The organism is Actinorhabdospora filicis (assembly GCF_030269765.1).
GTDB lineage: Bacteria > Actinomycetota > Actinomycetes > Mycobacteriales > Micromonosporaceae > Actinorhabdospora > Actinorhabdospora filicis.
Genome location: NZ_BSTX01000004.1, coordinates 456887 through 475700, shown reverse-complemented (window position 1 = coordinate 475700; position 18814 = coordinate 456887). Strand labels below are relative to the sequence as shown.

Sequence of the window (18814 nt, the reverse complement as noted above, 5' to 3'; positions counted from 1 at the left end):
CCCCTCAAGGGGCCGGGCGCTTCTCTCGAACCGCGAAACCTACTTCGCCAGGAACGTCCCCGCGCTGTTGACCATGTCCAGCAGCCAGCTCGGCGCCACGCCCAGGACGATCGTCGCCAGGACGCCGACGCCGACCACCGCGCGGGTCAGGTACCCCGGCACCGACACGGTGGGGGTCTCGTCGCCGGGGGGGTTGAGCCACAGGAGGACGACGACCTTCAGGTACGGGAAGGCCAGGACCACGCTGGAGAGCACACCGACGATGACCAGCGCGCTCTGGTTGGCGTCCCACGCCGAGGAGAACAGCGCGAACTTCGAGCTGAACCCGGAGGTGAGGGGGATGCCGGCGAAGCCGAGCATGATGATGGTGAACATCGCCGAGAACAGCGGCGAGCCCTTGCCGAGCCCGGCCCAGCGGGACAGGTGGGTCGCCTCGCCGTCGGCGTCGCGGACCAGCGTCACCATGCCGAAGGCGGCCAGCACCGAGAAACCGTAGGCGACCAGGTAGAACATGCTGGACCCGACGGCTCCGCCCAGGGACACCACGCCGACCAGCAGGTAGCCGGCGTTGGCGATGGACGAGTAGGCCAGCAGGCGCTTGATGTCGGTCTGTGTCACCGCGAGGATCGAGCCGACGATCATGGTCGCCATCGCCACGGCGGTGATGACGGGGCGCCAGTCCCACGACGTGGTCTCGAAGGCCACGTTGAACACGCGCAGGAGACCGCCGAAGGCCGCGGCCTTCACGCAGGCCGCCATGAGCGCGGTGATGGGGGTCGGCGCACCCTGGTAGACGTCGGGCGTCCACACGTGGAACGGGACGGCGGCGGCCTTGAAGAGCAGGCCGATCGCCAGCAGCGCCAGACCGGCGGCCAGCAGGACCCCCGACTTGTCGGAGTCGAGGACGGACTGCTTGATCGCCACCAGCTGCACCGAACCGGCGTAGCCGTAGATCAGCGCGACGCCGTACAGGAAGAACGCCGAGGCGAAGGCGCCGAGCAGGAAGTACTTGAGCGCCGACTCCTGGGACAGGAGGCGGCGGCGGCGGGCGAGGCCGCACATCAGGTACAGCGGGAGGGAGAAGACCTCCAGCGCGACGAACATCGTCAGCAGGTCGCCCGAGACGCAGAAGAGCATCATGCCCGCGATCGCGAAGAGCGTGAGCGGGAAGATCTCGGTCGCGCCGGCCTCGTTCAGCTGCTTCTTGTCGCCGTCGGAGTCGGCGGCGTGCGCGGCGTTGGCCACGAACGCGCCACCGCGCTCCAGGCGGCGCTCGGCGATGAGCCCGAAGGCGACGATCCCCAGGACGAGGATGATGCCCTGCAGGAACAGCCCGGCGCCGTCGATGGTGACCGCGCCGCCGATCGTGGTGACTTCGAGGTCGCGGTTGATGATCACGGTGACGAGCCCGGCGATCAGCGCCGCCAGGGTCAGCGTGGCCTGGACCGCGAAGCGGTGCTTGCGCGGGACGAAGGCCTCGGCGAGGATGCCGACGCACGCGAGCCCGAACACGATGAGCATCGGGAGCAGGGCCGCGTAATCGATCGGCGGCAGTTGGATGTCGTTCACTTCTGAGCTCCATCGGCAGCGGTAGGCACCGGGTCGGACTTGCCGACGTCCTGAATGGTCGCCTTAACGGCGGGCTCGATCATGTCGAGCACCGGCTTCGGGTAGACGCCGAGCGCGATGATCAGCACGATCAGGGGCGCGACGACGACCTTCTCCCGGACGCTCAGGTCCTTCTTCATGGGCGCGACGTCCTTCAGGGCCGGGTTCAGCGTGCCCTGCATGGTCCGCTGGAACATCCACAGGATGTAGGCCGCGGCCAGCACCATCCCGAGCGCCGCCAGGATCGCCACGGTCTTGTTGACCGAGAAGGTCCCGATGAGCACCAGGAACTCCGAGACGAACGGCGAGGTCCCCGGCAGGGCCAGCGAGGCCAGACCCGCGATGAGGAACACGCCCGCCATCAGCGGCATCAGCTTCCCGGCGCCGCCGAAGTCGCTGATGGACTGCGAACCGCGGCGCCGCACGAGGAAGCCGACCACGATGAACAGCAGGCCGGTGGCCAGACCGTGGTTGACCATGTACAGCACCGAACCGGTGACCGCCTGCGAGCTGAAGGCGAAGATGCCGATGCCGATGAACCCGAAGTGGGAGATCGACGTGTAGGCCACCAGGCGCTTGAGGTCGGTCTGCCCGACGGCCAGCAGCGCGCCGTACAGGACGCCGACCAGCGACAGCACGATCGCCAGGGTCGCGAAGTACTTCGAGGCCTCGGGGAAGATCGGCAGGCAGTAGCGCAGGATGCCGTAGGTGCCGACCTTGTCGAGGACGCCGACCAGCAGCGCGGCCGCACCGGCGGGCGCGGCGCCACCGGCGTCGGGCAGCCAGGTGTGGAACGGGAAGAACGGCGCCTTGATCGCGAAGGCCGCGAAGAAGCCGAGGAACAGCCACTTCTGCAGATCCCCGGGGATGCCGCCGTTCTTGGCCAGGTTGACGATCTCCTGCCAGTCGAAGGTCGCGTGGCCCAGGCCGTTCTTCGCCGTCACCCACAGGCCGATCACGGCCGCCAGCATCAGCATGCCGCCGACGAGGGAGTACAGGAAGAACTTGACCGCCGCGTACTGCCTGCGCGGGCCCCCGTAGGAGCCGATCAGGAAGTACATCGGCACGAGCATGACCTCGAAGAAGATGTAGAACAGCAGGACGTCCGAGGCGGCGAACACGCCGATCATGGTGGCTTCGAGGGCCAGCATGAGCGCGAAGAACGTCGGGACGTTGCGGCGCCCGCCGCTGCCGTCGTCATCGGCGTCCTTCCAGGACGCCAGGATCACGATCGGCACCAGCAGCGCCGACAGCGCCACCATCACCAGGGCGATGCCGTCGACGGCGAAGCTGAAGCGCAGACCCCACTGCGGGATCCACTTGTAGGACTCGGCGAGCTGGAGCCGGTCGCCGTTGGTGTCGAAGGCGATCACCGCCGCGACGGTGATGCCGAGGACGACCACGGAGATCGCCAGCGCGACGACCTTCGCCAGCTGCGGTTTGGTCTTCGGGATGAAGGCCGTGGCGATCGCGCCCACCAGGGGGAGGGCGACGAGCACCGGAAGGAACGGGAACGACGTAGAACTCATCCGAGCCTCACCGCCAGGAGTGCCGCGACGACGAGAACGGCACCGGAGAGAATTGACAGGGCGTAGGTGCGGACATAGCCGGTCTGGAGCCGCCGCAGCCGCCCGGATCCGCCTCCGAAGGCGGCGGCGAGACCGTTCACGATCCCGTCCACCCCCCGGTTGTCGACCCACACCAGGGCCCGGGTCAGCAGACGCCCGGGCAGTTCGAAGACCAGCTCGTTGAACCGGTCGGCGTACAGGTTGTTGCGCGCGGCCCGGACGATGTGGGTGCGCGCGGGGCGCTCCACCAGCTCGGTGCCGTTGCGGAACAGCAGGAACGCGATCGCCGCGCCGATGACGACCACGCCCAGGGTGAGGACGGTGACCGTGCCGTGCGAGAGGCGGCCGTGCTCCTCGGGGGCGTCGCCCAGGACCGGGGTGAGCCAGTCGACGACCGAGGTCGACATCAGGTAACCGGCGAAGACCGAGCCGAGGGCCAGCACGATCAGCGGGATCGTCATGATCAGCGGCGACTCGTGCGGGTGCTGGATGTCGCGCCCGTCCGCGGTCTGCTTGATGCCCGCGTGGTGCGCCTCATCCCCGTCGGCGTGGTGGTCGCCGTGCTTCTCCATCTCCCAGCGGGGCTTGCCGTGGAAGGTGAGCACGAACAGGCGGGTCATGTAGAACGCGGTGAGACCCGCGCCCAGCAGGGCCGCGCCGCCGTAGAGCCAGCCCGTCCAGCCCTCGCGGTTGAACGCCGAGAGGATGATCGGGTCCTTGGTGAAGAAGCCGGAGAAGGGGAACATCCCGATGATGGCCAGCCACCCGAGGCCGAAGGTGGCCCAGGTGATCTTCATGTGCTTCCACAGGCCACCGTAGCGGCGGATGTCCTCCTGGTCCTTCATGCCGTGCATGACCGAACCGGCACCGAGGAACAGCCCGGCCTTGAAGAAGCCGTGCGCCAGCAGGTGGATGATGCCCAACGCGTAGGCGCCGCCGCCGAGACCCACGGCCAGGAACATGTAGCCGATCTGGGACACGGTGGAGTAGGCCAGGACGCGCTTGATGCCGTCTTTCGCGCAGCCGATGATGCAGCCGATCAGCAGCGTCAGCGCGCCGATCGACACCACGACCGTCTGGGCGGTCTCGTTGGCGTTGAAGATGGTCGCCGAGCGGGCGATCATGTAGACACCGGCGGTGACCATGGTCGCGGCGTGGATGAGCGCCGACACCGGGGTCGGGCCCTCCATGGCGTCCGGGAGCCAGGTCTGCAGCGGGAACTGGCCCGACTTGCCGCAGGCGCCCAGCAGGAGCAGCAGGCCCAGGGCGAGCAGGACGCCGGCCGAAACGGTCTGACCGGCCTCCGACTCCAGGACCCCGTTGAACACCTTCGCGTAGTCCGTCGTCCCGAAGGTGGCGAACATCAGGAAGATCGCGAGGGCGAAGCCGACGTCGCCGACGCGGTTGATGAGGAACGCCTTCTTACCGGCGGTCGCCGCGGCCGGGCGCTCGTACCAGAAGGAGATGAGCAGGTACGAGGCCAGACCCACGCCCTCCCAGCCCGCGTAGAGCATCACGTAGTTGTCGCCGAGGACCAGCAGCAGCATCGCCGCGACGAACAGGTTGAAGTACGCGAAGAAGCGGCGGCGGCCCGGGTCGTGGGACATGTAGCCGACCGCGTACACGTGGATCAGGAACCCAACGCCGGTGATCAGCAGCACGAACACCGCGGTCAGCGGGTCGAACAGGAGGCCGACGTTGACCTCCAGCCCGCCGATGTGGATGAACTCGAAGAGGTTCAGCGCGGCGGACCGGTTGTCCAGGCCCTTGAGCTGGAAGAAGTAGGTCACCGCGAGACCGAAGGCCGCCAGGACCGCGGCGACGCCCAGCCAGTGACCCCACTTGTCGGCGCGCTTTCCGAGCAACAGCAGCACCGCCGCGCTCACCGCCGGGATGGCCACCAGGAGCCACATCGACGAGAGGGCGCCGGTGGCGTCGGCGTAGGTGATCGAATCCACTGTGTCCTCTTAGTACTTCAGGAGGTTCGCGTCATCGACCGAGGCCGACCGGCGGGAACGGAAGATGGACATGATGATCGCCAGCCCGACCACGACCTCGGCGGCGGCCACGACCATGACGAAGAACGCCATGATCTGCCCGTCGAGGCTCCCGTTGATCCGGGCGAAGGTGACCAGGGTCAGGTTCGCCGCGTTGAGCATGAGCTCCACGCACATGAACACCACGATGGCGTTGCGGCGGATGAGGACACCGACCGCGCCGATGGTGAACAGGACCGCGGCGAGTACGAGGTAGTACTCGGGAGTCACTTGATCGCTCCGTATTCCTTCGAGCCGTTGACGGCCTTGGGCCGGGCCTCGGCGATGGTGAGCTCGCGCGCGGGCACGACCTTGCTGACACTGCGCTCGGTGAACGTCCCGTCCGGGAGCAGCGCGGGGGTCGCCACCGAGTCGGAGGTGGCGAACACGCCCGGGCCCGCCTTGGGACCGGGGTAGTTGCCCTTCTCGAAACGCGCGCGGGAGAGGACCTTCTGGTCCATCTTCTCGCCCGGCTTCTTCTCCACGTGGGCCAGGATCATCGCGCCGACGGCGGCGGTGATCAGCAGCGCCGAGGTGACCTCGAAGGCGAAGATGTAGCGGGTGAACAGCAGCTTGGCGATGCCCTCGACATTGCCGTTCACGTTGGCCTCGGCCAGGCCGACGGCCGGGATCGAGCCGATCCCGCGCGCCAGCCCGGTGCCCAGGAGCATCGCGAAGCCGATGCCGAGCAGGATCGCCGCCACCCGCTGCCCGCGCAGGACCTCGATGAGCGAGTCGCGCGTGTTGCGGCCGACCAGCATGATCACGAAGAGGAACAGCATCATGATCGCGCCGGTGTAGACGATGATCTGCACCATGCCGATGAACGGACCGGCCTGCAGGACGTAGAACACGCCCAGCGAGAGCATGGTCAGCACCAGCGACAGCGCCGAGTGGACGGCGTTGCGCAGCAGCACCATGCCGATGGCCCCGGCCAGCGCGATCGGCGCCAGGATCCAGAACGTGACCGCCTCGCCGGTGGTCACGCCACCGTCGGCGAGGACGCCGGTGAGCGCCGGGTTCATGAGTGGCCTCCGCTGCGCCGCTCGCTGCCCGCGCCCGGAGCGTCCTCGACCGAACGCCCTTCGGCGCCCTTCGACATGCCCGGGTTCTCGGGGCCGCTGATGTAGTAGTCCTTCTCCGAACCACCCAGCCGCATCGCGTGCGGCGGCTGCTCCATGCCGGGCAGCAGCGGCGCGAGCAGCTGCTCCTTGGTGAAGATCAGGTCCCGGCGGTCGTCGCGGGCCAGCTCGTACTCGTTGCTCATGGTCAGCGAACGCGTCGGGCAGGCCTCGATGCACAGGCCGCAGAAGATGCAGCGCGCGTAGTTGATCTGGTAGTCGCCGGCGTAGCGCTCACCCGGGGAGAAGCGCTCCTCCTCGGTGTTGTCGGCACCGGACACGTAGATCGCGTCGGCCGGGCACGCCCAGGCGCACAGCTCGCAGCCGATGCACTTCTCCAGGCCGTCGGGGTGACGGTTCAGGATGTGGCGGCCGTGGTAGCGGGGCGCGGTCGGTACCGGCTTCTCCGGGTACTCCTCGGTGACGACCTTCTTGAACATGTGCGAGAAGGTGACGCCGAAGGCCGAGGCGGATTTGGGCAGGATGCCCATCGGATCAGCCCTCCTCTTCGGTGGTCGTGGACGCGGAGACGCCCGTGGCTTCGCGGCTGGCCGCGATCTTCTTGGTCCGGGGGGACGGCGGGACCTTCAGGTCCAGCGGCGGAACGGGGAACCCGCCCACGCCCAGGTCGGCCACGGCCGGGGCCTGGTACTGCTTGCGGCGGGGGTAGAAGAAGATCACGCCGACCGCCAGCAGGATCACGCCGCCGATGATGAGGGTCTTGGCGGTGCCCGCCTCCTGCTCCGAGCTGACCCGGATGCCGGCGACGACCAGGATCCACACCAGGTTCAGCGGGATCAGGACCTTCCAGCCCAGCCGCATGAACTGGTCGTAGCGCAGACGCGGCATGGTGCCGCGCAGCCACACGAAGAAGAACATGAGCAGGACGAGCTTGCCCATGAACCACAGCAGCGGCCAGAAGCCGGTGTTCGCCGCGCCCCAGATCGAGATCGGCCACGGGGCCCGCCAGCCGCCCAGGAACAGCGTCGTGCACATCGCCGAGACGGTGAACATGTTGATGTACTCGGCCAGGAAGAACATCGCGAACTTCAGCGACGAGTACTCGGTGTGGAAGCCGCCGACGAGCTCCGACTCGGCCTCGGGGAGGTCGAAGGGCGCGCGGTTGGTCTCACCGACCATCGAGATCACGAAGATCACGAAGCTGGGGAACAGCAGGATCGCGTACCAGCCGGGCACGTTGAATTCGAGCCCGAAGATGTTCACCGCCGGGTTCTCCGCCTGCGAGGCGACGATCCCGGAGGTCGACATCGTCCCCGACAGCATGAACACCGCCACGATGGACAGACCCAGCGCGACCTCGTAGGAGATCACCTGCGCCGCCGAGCGCAGCGCGCCCAGCAGCGGGTAGGTCGAGCCCGAGGCCCAGCCGCCCAGCACGATGCCGTAGACGCCCAGGCCGGAGCAGGCCAGCACCACCAGGACCGCCACCGGCAGATCGGTGATCTGCAGCGCGGTCTTGTGACCGAAGATGCTCACCTCCGGCCCGAACGGAATCACCGCCCAGGCCGTGATCGCGCACATCGCCGAGATGATCGGGGCGATGAAGTACACCGCCTTGTCGGCCAGCGTCGGCATGATGTCTTCCTTGAGCGCCAGCTTCAAGGCGTCGGCCACCGACTGCAGCAGACCGAACGGACCGTGCCGGTTGGGGCCGGGCCGGTGCTGCATGCGGCCGACGACGCGGCGCTCGAACCAGATCACCAGGATCGTGGAGACGATCAGGAAGACGAAGACCACGAGGATCTTGATGAGGATCAGCCACCACGGGTCGTGGCCGAACATGTCCAGGCTCATTGTTATGCGGCTCCGTTCACAGCCGAGACTGCATTCACGACCGAGATCTGGACGACCGACCCGGCCGCGGCACCCAGCGTCCGGCGGACGCCCGAGCCCGGCGAGTTGGTCGGCAGCCACACCACGCCGTCCACCATGTCGGTGACCTTCAGGGGCAGGGTGATGCCGCCCTGGGCGGTGCGGACGGTCACGCCCGCGCCGTCGGCGGCGCCGATGGACGCGGCGGTGGCCGCCGACAGGCGCACCACCGGGGTGCGGGAGGTCCCGGCCAGGTTCTCGTCGCCGTCCTGCAGGCTGCCGGAGTCCAGCAGGTGATGCCAGGTGGCCAGCACGGCCTCGCCCTCACCGGCGGGCTGCGCCTTGCCGGGGGCGACCTCGGGACGCGCGGCGCGCGTACCGGCCTTGGGCAGGCCCGCGAGCTGGCCGCGGACCGCGCGGACGTCGCCGGTGTCCAGCTTCTGGCCCATGAGCGCGCCGATGGCGTCCAGGACGCGCCCGTCGCTCATCGCCGAAGATTCCAGGACCGCCTCGAACACGCGCAGCCGGCCCTCCCAGTTCAGGTACGCGCCGGGCTTCTCCACCGCCGGGGCGATCGGGAAGACCACGTCGGCGCGCTCGCTGACCGCGCTGCGGCGCAGCTCGATCGACACCACGAACTCGGCGGCGATCACCGCGGCCTCGGCGGCCTTCGGGTCGGCCAGGTCGCGCAGCTCGACGCCCGCGACGACCACACCGGACAGCTCACCGGCGCCGAGGGCGGCGACGATGGCGTCGGTGTCGCGGCCGCGCTGGGCCGGGAGCGACTCGACGTCCCAGTACGCGGCCAGGTGCGCGCGGTCGCCCTCGCTGTCCACCAGGCCACCGCCGGGCAGCAGGTTCGGCAGGGCACCGGCCTCGACCGCGCCCCGGTCACCCGCGCGACGCGGCACCCAGGCCAGCTTCGCGCCGGTGGTGACCGCCAGCTTCGCCGCCGCGCTCAGCGCGCCGGGGACGCCGGCCAGGCGCTCGCCCACCAGGATCACCGCGCCGGGCTGGCGCAGCGCGTCGCCGACGGCGGAGGTGCCGCCGAAGGACTCCAGGAGCTCGGCCTCGCCGCCGGGGGTCGTCGACAGCAGCGTGCCGCCGAACTTCTCCGTGCCGCGCGTGGCGTAGGGGGCGACCACGTAGGCGGTCTGCCGTCCGGCCAGGTGCGCCTTGCGCAGGCGCAGGAACAGGATCGGCACCTCCTCCTCGGCCTCCAGGCCGATCAGGAGGACCGTGGAGGCGGCCTCGACCTCGTCGTAGGTCACGCCACCGTTGCCGGGGTTGACGCCGACGACGGAGTGGGCGAGGAAGTCGGTCTCCTCGGCGGACACCGGGCGGGCCCGGAAGTCCACGTCGTTGGTGCCGAGGGCCACGCGCGCGAACTTCGCGTACGCGTAGGCGTCCTCGACGGTCAGTCGGCCACCGGCCAGCACGCCGACGCCCTTGTTCGCCTTCGCGGCGGCCAGGCCCTCGGCGGCGAAGCGCAGGGCCTCCGGCCAGCTCGCCTCGCGCAGCTCACCGGACTTCTCGTCGCGGATCAGCGGGGACGTGAGGCGGTCGTTGGCGCGGACGTACTGGAACGCCCACCGGCCCTTGTCGCAGTTCCACTCCTCGTTGACCGCCGCGTCGTCACCCGACAGGCGGCGCATGACCTTGCCGCGGCGGTGGTCGGTGCGCTGCGCGCAACCGGCGGCGCAGTGCTCGCAGACCGACTCCGAGGAGACCAGGTCGAAGGGGCGGGCCTGGAACCGGTACTGCGCGCCGGTCAGCGCGCCCACCGGGCAGATCTGCACGGTGTTGCCGGAGAAGTAGGACTCGAAGGGCTCGTCCTCGTAGATGCCGACCTGCTCCAGCGAGGAGCGCTCCATCAGCTCGATGAACGGGTCGCCGGCGATCTGCTTGGAGAAGCGGGTGCAGCGCGCGCACAGGACGCAGCGCTCACGGTCGAGCAGGACCTGCGAGGAGATCGGCAGGGCCTTCTTGTAGGTCCGCTTCTGCTCCTCGAACCGGGTCTCGGTGCGCCCGGTGGACATCGCCTGGTTCTGGAGGGGGCACTCGCCGCCCTTGTCGCAGACGGGGCAGTCGAGGGGGTGGTTGATGAGCAGGAACTCCATGACCCCCTTCTGCGCCTTGTCGGCCACGGCCGAGGTGTGCTGCGTCTTGACGACCATGCCGTCGGCGACGGTCGTGGTGCAGGACGCGGCGGGCTTGCGCTGTCCCTCGATGTCGACCAGGCACTGGCGGCAGGCGCCGACCGGCTCCAGCAGCGGGTGGTCGCAGAAGCGGGGGACCTCGATGCCCAGCTGCTCGGCGGCGCGGATCACCAGGGTCCCCTTGGGGACGGTGACCTCGATGCCATCGACGGTCAGCGTGACCATGTCGGTCTTCTCGGGAGTGACGGTCATCAGTGCGCCCCAACCAGGTCGGCTTCATTGAGCAGCGGACGCCGGTGCCCCTCGATGTAGTCGAGGTAGTCCTGCTTGAAGTACTGCAGCGAGGACGTCACCGAGGAGGTGGCGCCGTCGCCCAGACCGCAGAAGGAGCGGCCGAGCAGGTTGTCACAGGTGTCCAGGAGGGTGTCCAGGTCGGCGGGGGTCCCCTTGCCGGACAGGATGCGCCGGTAGGTGCGCACCATCCAGTAGTTCCCCTCGCGGCACGGCGTGCACTTGCCGCAGGACTCGTGCGTGTAGAACTGCAGCCACCGGTAGGTGGCGTAGACCGGGCAGTCCCGGTCGGAGAAGATCATCGTCGCCGTGGTGCCCAGCATCGAGCCGGCCTTGGCGACGCCGTCGAAGTCGAGCGGGACGTCCAGGTGCTCGGCCGTCAGCATCGGCGTCGAGGAGCCGCCGGGCGTCCAGAACTTCAGGTTGTGGCCCGGCAGCATCCCGCCCGCCAGCTCGATGAGCTCGCGCAGGGTGATGCCCATGCCGCACTCGTACTGGCCCGGGTTCTGCACCCGGCCCGACAGCGAGTAGATCATCGTCCCGGCGGAGTTCTCCGAGCCCAGGGACTTCCACCAGTCGGCGCCGTTCAGCACGATGTGCGGGACGGAGGCGATGGAGCCCACGTTGTTGATGACCGTCGGGGCCCCGTACACGCCGTGCGTGGCCGGGAACGGCGGGCGCAGACGCGGCTGCCCCCGGTACCCCTCCAGGGAGTCCAGGAGCGCGGTCTCCTCACCGCAGATGTAGGCGCCGGCGCCGGAGTGCACCACGATGTCGAGGTCGTGGCCCGAGCCGAGGATGTTCTTGCCCAGGTAGCCCTTGGCGTAGGCCTCCTCGACCGCCGAGCGCAGCCGCCGCGCGGCGTGGATGGCCTCACCGCGGATGTAGATGAAGGCCCGCTTGGCACGGATCGCGTAGGTCGCGATGATCATGCCCTCGATGAGCGCGTGCGGGTCGTTCATCATGAGCGGGAGGTCCTTGCAGGTCCCCGGCTCGCCCTCGTCGGCGTTGACCACGAGGTAGTGCGGCTTGCCGTCGTTCTGCGGGATGAACGCCCACTTCATGCCGACGGGGAAGCCCGCGCCGCCGCGACCGCGGTGACCGGAGTCCTTCATGAACGCGATCAGGTCGTCCGGGTCGGACTTGAGGGCCTTGCGCAGCGCGACGTAACCGTCCAGCTGCTCGTAGGTGTCGATGCGCCAGGCGTCGGGCGACAGCCACCGCTTCGTGAGAACCGGGGTGAGCTTCGCCAGCACCTCTGGCCGGGGGCTCGTCATTTCTTCTCCACACGGATCGGGCTGGTGGCGTCGATGTCGCCGACGGGCGCGGCGATGCCGTGCTTCTCGGCGAGGCGCAGGCCGACGAGGGTGGCCTCGCCGACGCCGGTGTCGGCGAGGGCGTCCTTGCGGTCCTCGGACCAACCGGCCAGCTGCTTGGAGATCTGCTTGAGCGTGCACAGGCGCGCGCCGCGCGTGGGCTGCGGCAGGCGGCCGTCCTGGAGCTCGCGGACCACGCCGAGCGCGGTGTCGGGCTCGACCTTGTCGTAGAACTCGTAGTTGACGGTCATCACCGGCGCGTTGTCGCAGGCCGCCAGGCACTCGGCGTGCTCAAGGGTGATCTTGCCGTCGGCGGTGGTCTCGTCGTGGCCGACCTCCAGGTACTCGGAGAGGACGTCGTAGACGATCTGCCCGCCCATCACGTCGCACATGGTGTTGGTGCAGACGCTGACCAGGAAGTCACCGGTGGGCTTGCGCTTGTACATGGTGTAAAACGTGGCGACGCCGTTCACCTCGGCCTTGGAGATGCCGAGCATCTCCGCGCAGAAGGCGATGCCCTGCGGGCTGACGTAGCCGTCCTCGGCCTGCACCAGGTGCAGCATCGGCAGCAGCGCCGAACGGGACTTCCCGTCCGGGTAGCGGGCGATGATCTCGCGCGCCTGCGCCTTGAGTTCTTCGTTGTCCAGCATCAGCGGTCACACCCACCCATGACGGGGTCGAGAGAGGCCCCGCCGGCGATGACGTCGGCGATGAGCGCGCCTTCGGCCATGGCCGGGATGGCCTGCAGGTTGATGAAACTCGGTTCCCGCATGTGGATCCGGTGCGGACGGGTCCCGCCCTCGGAAACCGCGTGCACGCCGAACTCACCGCGCGGGGCCTCGATGGCGACGTACGCCTGACCGGCCGGGACGCGGAAGCCCTCGGTGACGAGCTTGAAGTGGTGGATCAGCGACTCCATGGACTGGCCCATGATGTGCTTCACGTGGTTCAGCGAGTTGCCGAGACCGTCGGTGCCCAGCGCGAGCTGCGCGGGCCAGGCGATCTTCTTGTCGGCGACCATGATCGGGCCCGGCTCCAGCCGGTCCAGGCACTGCCGGACGATCCGCAGCGACTGGCGGATCTCCTCCATGCGGACCATGTAGCGGCCCCACACGTCGGCGCCGTTGTGCGTGGCGACGTCGAAGTCGTAGGTCTCGTAACCGCAGTACGGCATGGTCTTGCGCAGGTCCCAGGGCAGGCCCGCCGAGCGCAGCACCGGGCCGGTGACGCCGAGGGCGAGGCAGCCGGACACGTCCAGGTAGGCCACGCCCTGCGTGCGCTCCTGCCAGATGGCGGAGTTGCCGAGGAGGTCCTCGTACTCGCGCAGGTGGCCGGGCATGTCCTTGAGGAACTGCTCGATGAGCGCGACGGCGTGGTCCGGGACGTCGTTGGACAGGCCGCCGGGACGGATGTAGGCCATGTTCATCCGCAGGCCGGAGACGGCCTCGAAGATGTCCAGGATCTTCTCGCGCTCGCGGAAACCGAAGATCATCATGGTGAGCGCGCCGAGCTCCATACCGGTGGTGGCCAGCCAGATGAGGTGGCTGGAGATCCGGTTGAGCTCGCTCATCATCACGCGGATGACGTTGGTGCGGTCGGTGATCTGGTCCTCGATGCCCAGGAGCTTCTCCACGGCCAGGCAGAAGCCGAGCTCGTTGTGGATGGGCGAGAGGTAGTCGCAGCGCGTCACGAAGGTCGTGCCCTGCGTCCAGGTCCGGTACTCGATGTTCTTCTCGATGCCGGTGTGCAGGTAGCCGACGACGACGCGGGCCTCGGTGACCGTCTCGCCTTCCAGCTCCAGGACCAGGCGCAGCACGCCGTGCGTCGACGGGTGCTGCGGGCCCATGTTCACGACCAGGCGCTCCTGCGAGAGCGGGTCGATCGCCTTGGTGACGGACTCCCAGTCGCCGCCGGTGACGGTGAAGACCCGCCCCTCGGTGGTGTCGCGCGACTCGGCGTAGGTCTCGTTGGTCTCGGTGCTCACTTGTAAGCCCTCCGCTGGTCCGGCGTCGGCCTGTGTCGTCTCTGCGAGGAGGCTTCGCCACCCTCGCGCTCCCCCATGGGGTGGATGCGGCCGGTGGTCACTTGTAGGCCCTCCGCTGGTCCGGCGGAGGGATTTCCGCGCCCTTGTACTCCACGGGGATCCCGCCGAGCGGGTAGTCCTTGCGCTGCGGGTGACCCGACCAGTCGTCCGGCATGAGGATGCGGGTCAGGTTCGGGTGGTCGTCGAAGACGACGCCGAACATGTCGTAGGTCTCCCGCTCCTGCCAGTCGGCGGTGGGGTAGACCGAGGTGACGCTCTGGACGTGCGGGTCCTCCACCGTCACCGAGACCTCCAGGCGCACGCGGCGGCGGTAGGTCATCGAGGTGAGGTGGTAGACGACGTGCAGGCGGCGCACCCGGTCCGGGTAGTCCACACCGGAGACGGAGTTGCACAGCTCGAAGCGCAGGGACTCGTCGTCGCGCATGACCTGGCAGACGGTGCGGATCGCGTCGGGGGCGATGTGGATCGTCAGCTCGCCGCGGTCGACGACGACGGCCTTGATGACGTCCTCGGAGATCTCGCCGTGCTCCTGGAGCACGTCCACGACCTCGTCGAAGTACTCCCCGTACGGGCGCGGGGTGGAGACCAGCTCGGTGGCCGGGTTGGTCCGCACGAGCCCGCCGAAGCCGGAGGTGTCGCCCGTGCCGGAGACGCCGAAGAGGCCCCTGCCTTCAGTGGTACCGCTCACCGCTTGCCCTTCTTCCCGGCGCCGCCGGTGCGGAGTGCCTCGCGCTCGGCCATCCACTCCGTGATGCGCAGCTGCTCCTCGGTGCCCTCGGCGACGGCGTCGCGCCACTTGGCGGCCTTGGCCTTGTTGAACTTGTAGCTGGACGGCATGGAGCCGACCGGGACCAGGGGCTTGTCCTCGGCGGCGATGATCTCGCGCCGCTTGTCGCCCAGGGCCTCGTGCATGACCTTGTCGTGGAGCTTGAGGATGGCGTCCATCAGCATCTCCGGCCGCGGCGGGCAGCCGGGCAGGTACATGTCGACGGGCACGATGTGGTCCACGCCCTGCACGATGGCGTAGTTGTTGAACATGCCGCCCGAGGACGCGCAGACGCCCATGGACAGCACCCACTTGGGCTCCGGCATCTGGTCATAAATCTGCCGGAGCACGGGGGCCATCTTCTGGCTCACGCGTCCGGCGACGATCATCAGGTCGGCCTGCCGTGGTGTCGCCCGGAAGACCTCCATGCCGAAGCGGCCGAGGTCGTACCGGGCGGAGCCGGAGGCCATCATCTCGATGGCGCAACAGGCCAGGCCGAAGGTGGCCGGCCAGAAGGACGCCTTACGCGACCAGTTGACCACCTTCTCGACGGTGGTCAACAGGATCCCGGCGGGGAGTTTTTCCTCTACGCCCATTGGTTGTTCAACCTGCCTAGTCCCAGTCCAGGCCGCCCCGGCGCCACACATAGGTGTAGGCGACGAAGACGGTGACGATGAAGAGGAGCATCTCCACGAACCCGAACATGCCGAGCGAGTCGAAGGCCACGGCCCACGGGTAGAGGAAGACGATCTCGATATCGAAGATGATGAAGAGCATCGCGGTCAGGTAGAACTTGACCGGGAAACGCGAGCCACCGGGCGGCGTCGGCGTCGGCTCGATACCGCACTCGTAGGCTTCGAGCTTCGCCTTGTTGATCCGGCGCGGGCCGATGTACGGACCGATCGTCACCGAGAAGACCGCGAAAACGGTGGCCAGCCCGAAGAGCACGACCAGCGGCACGTACGGCGTGAGCGACATCCCTATGTCCCCTTTGTCCACATCATGCTGACGGTACCGCCTTGCTCAGGGTGTTGATCACCCGGTCGTAAAGATCGCCGCCGCGAGTTTCGGTCAGGTTGGCCAGCAACTTGAGCACGAATCGCATCAGCTGCGGGTGGTTGAGGCCGTGCTCGGTGCACAGCCGCATGATCCGCGGATCGCCGATGAGTTTCACGAAGATCCCGCCGAGCCGGTAGTAGCCGCCGAGGCGCTGCTGAAGTTCCTTCGGGTACCTGCGAAGGACTTCCTCACGCTGCGGGCCCTGCTTGCGGGCGAGGGCCGCGGCGGCGATCTCGGCGGCCATCTCGCCGCTCTCCATCGCGTAGGCGATCCCCTCGCCGTTGAAGGGATTGACCATCCCGCCGGAGTCCCCGACGAGCATCAGCCCGCGAGTGTAGTGGGGGGTCCGGTTGAACCCCATGGGGAGTGCCGCGCCCCGGATCGGGCCGTCGGCGTTGTCCTCGCCGCGCAGGCCCCACTCCTCGGGCGTGGCGTTCAGCCAGTCCTTGAGCATGGCCCGGTAGTCGGTCTTGCCGAAGCCCGACGAGGAGTTCAGGACGCCGAGGCCGACGTTGATGCGCCCGTCGCCGAGGCCGAAGATCCAGCCGTAGCCGGGCAGCAGGACCTGCGGGTTGGCCGCGCTGCGCAGCTCCAGCCACGACTCCAGGTAGTCGTCGCGCTGCTTGACGTCGCAGTAGTAGTAGCGGCGGACGGCCACGCCGATGGGGCGGTCGTCGCGCTTGGCGATGCCCAAGGCCAGCGCGAGGCGTCCGGAGACCCCGTCGCAGGACAGGACCAGCGGCGCGCGGTACTCCACCGGCGTGCGGTCCTTGCCGTGGGTGCCCTTGACGCCGACGACCCGTCCGGCGCGGTCCAGGACGGGTTCGGTGACGGTGGTCGCGGTCAGCAGTCTCGCGCCGGCGCCGACGGCCCGCTGCGCGAGCAGGTCGTCGAAGTCCAGGCGCGTGCGCGTGAGGCCGTAGTTGGGGAAGGCGGCCATGGTCGGCCAGTCCATCTCCAGGGTGGTCTTGTGGGTGACCACCCGCAGGCCCCGGTTGCGCACCCAGCCGGCGCTCTCGGAGGTGTCGATGCCCATGCGGATCAGCTGGCGCACGGACCGGGGGGTGAGCCCGTCGCCGCACACCTTCTCGCGCGGGAACTCGGTCTTCTCCAGAAGGAGGACGTCGAGTCCCTGACGGGCCAGGTAGTAGGCGGACGCCGAGCCCGCGGGCCCCGCGCCTACGACGATGACGTCGGCGGTGTCGGTGGTCGTCACGACCCCGCCTCACTTGGGCGGTGCGCTGCCCGGCGCTCGCTCACGGTGTCCTCTTACTGAAGGTGATCGTCTTCTTGTGAAGGCCTTCACAAGCTTTCGGCGCGAGTCTAGGACCCCCGCACAGGCTCGCCTGTAGTTAGGTTCGCCTTAGTACCGCTTCGATAACGAAGTCTCCGGCTTCGTCGCCCTGTGTAGCGCCACGACCCCGCCGGTGAGATTACGCCAGGCCGGCCGGTGCCATCCGGCTTCGGCCATCAGCCCGGCGAGCCCCGGCTGGTCCGGCCAGGCGCGGATGGACTCTTGCAGGTATTGGTACGCCTCGGGGTTCGAGGAGATGACCCGCGCCGCCATCGGGATCGTCTTGAGCGCGATGTTCTCGTAGGCCATCCGGAACGGCGCCCACGTGGCCCGCGAGAACTCGCAGATCACGATCCGCCCGCCCGGCCGCGTCACCCGCAGCATCTCGGCCAGCGCCACCTTCGTGTGCGGCACGTTCCGCAGCGCGAAGGAGATGGTGACCGCGTCGAAGGACCCGTCGGCGAACGGCAGCTCCAGCGCGTTCGCGCCCACCAGCGGCACACCCCGGTGCCGCCCCGCGCGCAACATGCCCAGCGAGATGTCGGCGCCGACCGCGTACGCCCCGGCGGAGGTGAACTCCACCGTGGACACCCCGGTCCCCGCGCCCAGATCCAGCACCCGGTCACCCGGTGCCAGATCCAGCGCCCGCTTCGTGGCCCGCCGCCAAAGCCGGTCCTGGCCGAGCGAGATGACGGTGTTGGTCAGGTCGTAGCGCCTGGCCACGCCGTCGAACATCTCGGCGACCTCGTGCGGGTCCTTGGCGAGCGTTGCTCGGGTCATGTGGCCCACTGTGCCACCGCGCGATCAGTGGGGGGCGGGAGGGGTGGTGGAAGTGATGGGGGGCTCGCGGGCGGGGGTGGGAGGAGATGGCGGACGGCGGGATGGCGGGCGGGAGAGGCGAACGGGGCTCGCTTGCCGGGCCGGTGGCGGTGGCGGCCGCGACCGGCGCCTCGCCGGGGGCGAGGGCCGCGAGCCGCCGACGGCGTGCGGCCGGGACGGCGGCACGGGCGGGCGAAACCCGGACACGTCATCGCGGGGTGAAGGTGGTTCGCCGCTCATCTCGCCACCGGAGGGCGTCAGCCCGCACGGTTCAGGGCTTGCCGAACCGGCGTCTTCCCTCGCGGTCTCGCACACGAGACACCGGCCCCGGACTCGTCGCACACTCCGCACGCACTCACCCTGACGAGCACCGCGCGGGTGAGGCGGCATAAACCGGGCCGGGGTGGTGAATCGCGATGAACGCGGGGACGAACGGGGCTCGCGTGTCGGGCCGATGCCGACCGCGACCGGCGCCATCCGGCACACGCCTAGCCCGCGCCACGGCGAGACGGCGGCTCACCGGGTGGTCACACGGACAAGCCGGGCATCCCACAGACGGCACGCCACCGGCACGGCATTCCCACGACGAGGTGGACGATGGCTTCGCCGTGAGCCCGGGCTCGCTCACCCTCGCCACCGGCGGCATCCGGCACACACCGAGCCGAGCCACGACGAGACGACGGCCCACCGGGCGGCCGCACGAACGAGCCGGGCATCCCACAGACGACACGCCACCGGCATGGCATTCCCACGACGAGGCGACCGGCGGTTTCACCCGCGCCCGGGCTCGCGGCCACGCTCACCCTCACCACCGCCACCGCCACCGGGCTGAGGGCATCACGCGCCACCCGCAGCGGGCACCCGTCGGCCGCGAGATCCTGCGGCCCGTCCTCCCGGCGG

Annotated in this window: 15 protein-coding genes and 1 pseudogene; all 16 read right to left on the bottom strand. The window is 69.1% G+C overall.

All coding sequences use genetic code 11. The annotated features are described in order from the left end of the window. Positions 1 to 39: 39 nt before the first annotated feature. The 16 genes and pseudogenes from nuoN to QSK10_RS27160 all read right to left on the bottom strand — a co-directional run bounded on the left by nuoN (position 40) and on the right by QSK10_RS27160 (position 17875). Positions 40 to 1569 carry an NADH-quinone oxidoreductase subunit NuoN gene (gene nuoN, locus QSK10_RS27235; RefSeq protein ID WP_285665972.1) on the bottom strand — a complete coding sequence of 510 codons (1530 nt, stop codon included), beginning with the start codon at positions 1567 to 1569 and terminating at the stop codon, positions 40 to 42. After that, positions 1566 to 3137, bottom strand: a complete 1572-nt coding sequence (locus QSK10_RS27230; RefSeq protein WP_285665971.1) for an NADH-quinone oxidoreductase subunit M — start codon at positions 3135 to 3137, stop codon at positions 1566 to 1568. Before QSK10_RS27230 ends, nuoN begins: the two co-directional genes overlap by 4 nt. Further along, positions 3134 to 5089, bottom strand: coding sequence for an NADH-quinone oxidoreductase subunit L (nuoL, locus tag QSK10_RS27225; RefSeq protein ID WP_285666442.1), 1956 nt, complete (start codon positions 5087 to 5089; stop codon positions 3134 to 3136). Before nuoL ends, QSK10_RS27230 begins: the two co-directional genes overlap by 4 nt. Before the next feature lie 54 nt (positions 5090 to 5143). Then, positions 5144 to 5443 (bottom strand): NADH-quinone oxidoreductase subunit NuoK, encoded by a 300-nt coding sequence (gene nuoK / locus QSK10_RS27220; RefSeq protein WP_285665970.1) that lies wholly within the window; start codon positions 5441 to 5443, stop codon positions 5144 to 5146. Then, positions 5440 to 6237: an NADH-quinone oxidoreductase subunit J gene (locus tag QSK10_RS27215; protein WP_285665969.1), complete on the bottom strand. Its 798-nt coding sequence runs from the start codon at positions 6235 to 6237 to the stop codon at positions 5440 to 5442. The genes nuoK and QSK10_RS27215 overlap by 4 nt, the downstream gene beginning before the upstream one ends. Beyond that, positions 6234 to 6824: an NADH-quinone oxidoreductase subunit NuoI gene (gene nuoI, locus QSK10_RS27210; RefSeq protein ID WP_349497708.1), complete on the bottom strand. Its 591-nt coding sequence runs from the start codon at positions 6822 to 6824 to the stop codon at positions 6234 to 6236. The genes QSK10_RS27215 and nuoI overlap by 4 nt, the downstream gene beginning before the upstream one ends. A 4-nt stretch (positions 6825 to 6828) precedes the next feature. Further along, on the bottom strand, positions 6829 to 8148 hold the full coding sequence (nuoH, locus tag QSK10_RS27205) for an NADH-quinone oxidoreductase subunit NuoH (protein ID WP_285665968.1): 1320 nt from the start codon (positions 8146 to 8148) through the stop codon (positions 6829 to 6831). Between the two features lie 2 nt (positions 8149 to 8150). Continuing rightward, positions 8151 to 10577, bottom strand: coding sequence for an NADH-quinone oxidoreductase subunit G (locus QSK10_RS27200; RefSeq protein ID WP_285665967.1), 2427 nt, complete (start codon positions 10575 to 10577; stop codon positions 8151 to 8153). Next, positions 10577 to 11893 (bottom strand): NADH-quinone oxidoreductase subunit NuoF, encoded by a 1317-nt coding sequence (nuoF, locus tag QSK10_RS27195; RefSeq protein ID WP_285665966.1) that lies wholly within the window; start codon positions 11891 to 11893, stop codon positions 10577 to 10579. Before nuoF ends, QSK10_RS27200 begins: the two co-directional genes overlap by 1 nt. Before the next feature lie 11 nt (positions 11894 to 11904). Beyond that, a pseudogene (gene nuoE, locus QSK10_RS27190) lies at positions 11905 to 12585 on the bottom strand (NADH-quinone oxidoreductase subunit NuoE); the annotation flags it as partial. Beyond that, positions 12582 to 13916 (bottom strand): NADH-quinone oxidoreductase subunit D, encoded by a 1335-nt coding sequence (locus QSK10_RS27185; RefSeq protein ID WP_285665965.1) that lies wholly within the window; start codon positions 13914 to 13916, stop codon positions 12582 to 12584. The pseudogene nuoE and the gene QSK10_RS27185, both read right to left, overlap by 4 nt. A 97-nt stretch (positions 13917 to 14013) precedes the next feature. After that, positions 14014 to 14664, bottom strand: coding sequence for an NADH-quinone oxidoreductase subunit C (locus QSK10_RS27180; protein ID WP_285665964.1), 651 nt, complete (start codon positions 14662 to 14664; stop codon positions 14014 to 14016). Then, a complete protein-coding gene (locus QSK10_RS27175) occupies positions 14661 to 15338 on the bottom strand; it encodes a NuoB/complex I 20 kDa subunit family protein (protein WP_285665963.1) in 678 nt (225 codons plus the stop codon). Before QSK10_RS27175 ends, QSK10_RS27180 begins: the two co-directional genes overlap by 4 nt. Before the next feature lie 16 nt (positions 15339 to 15354). Beyond that, positions 15355 to 15720 carry an NADH-quinone oxidoreductase subunit A gene (locus tag QSK10_RS27170; protein ID WP_285665962.1) on the bottom strand — a complete coding sequence of 122 codons (366 nt, stop codon included), beginning with the start codon at positions 15718 to 15720 and terminating at the stop codon, positions 15355 to 15357. Between the two features lie 22 nt (positions 15721 to 15742). After that, on the bottom strand, positions 15743 to 17017 hold the full coding sequence (locus tag QSK10_RS27165; protein ID WP_285665961.1) for a geranylgeranyl reductase family protein: 1275 nt from the start codon (positions 17015 to 17017) through the stop codon (positions 15743 to 15745). 147 nt (positions 17018 to 17164) lie between these two features. Further along, a complete protein-coding gene (locus QSK10_RS27160; RefSeq protein WP_285665960.1) occupies positions 17165 to 17875 on the bottom strand; it encodes a demethylmenaquinone methyltransferase in 711 nt (236 codons plus the stop codon). Positions 17876 to 18814 lie beyond the last annotated feature (939 nt).

Bases quoted from the DNA above. Each gene is read 5' to 3' on its own strand.
- QSK10_RS27230 (WP_285665971.1), bottom strand. From the start codon at position 3,137: ATGAGTTCTACGTCGTTCCCGTTCCTTCCGGTGCTCGTCGCCCTCCCC.
- nuoL (WP_285666442.1), bottom strand. From the start codon at position 5,089: ATGTGGCTCCTGGTGGCCATCCCGGCGGTGAGCGCGGCGGTGCTGCTG.
- QSK10_RS27215 (WP_285665969.1), bottom strand. From the start codon at position 6,237: ATGAACCCGGCGCTCACCGGCGTCCTCGCCGACGGTGGCGTGACCACC.
- nuoI (WP_349497708.1), bottom strand. From the start codon at position 6,824: ATGGGCATCCTGCCCAAATCCGCCTCGGCCTTCGGCGTCACCTTCTCG.
- nuoH (WP_285665968.1), bottom strand. From the start codon at position 8,148: ATGAGCCTGGACATGTTCGGCCACGACCCGTGGTGGCTGATCCTCATC.
- QSK10_RS27200 (WP_285665967.1), bottom strand. From the start codon at position 10,577: ATGACCGTCACTCCCGAGAAGACCGACATGGTCACGCTGACCGTCGAT.
- nuoF (WP_285665966.1), bottom strand. From the start codon at position 11,893: ATGACGAGCCCCCGGCCAGAGGTGCTGGCGAAGCTCACCCCGGTTCTC.
- QSK10_RS27175 (WP_285665963.1), bottom strand. From the start codon at position 15,338: ATGGGCGTAGAGGAAAAACTCCCCGCCGGGATCCTGTTGACCACCGTC.
- QSK10_RS27170 (WP_285665962.1), bottom strand. From the start codon at position 15,720: ATGTCGCTCACGCCGTACGTGCCGCTGGTCGTGCTCTTCGGGCTGGCC.
- QSK10_RS27160 (WP_285665960.1), bottom strand. From the start codon at position 17,875: ATGACCCGAGCAACGCTCGCCAAGGACCCGCACGAGGTCGCCGAGATG.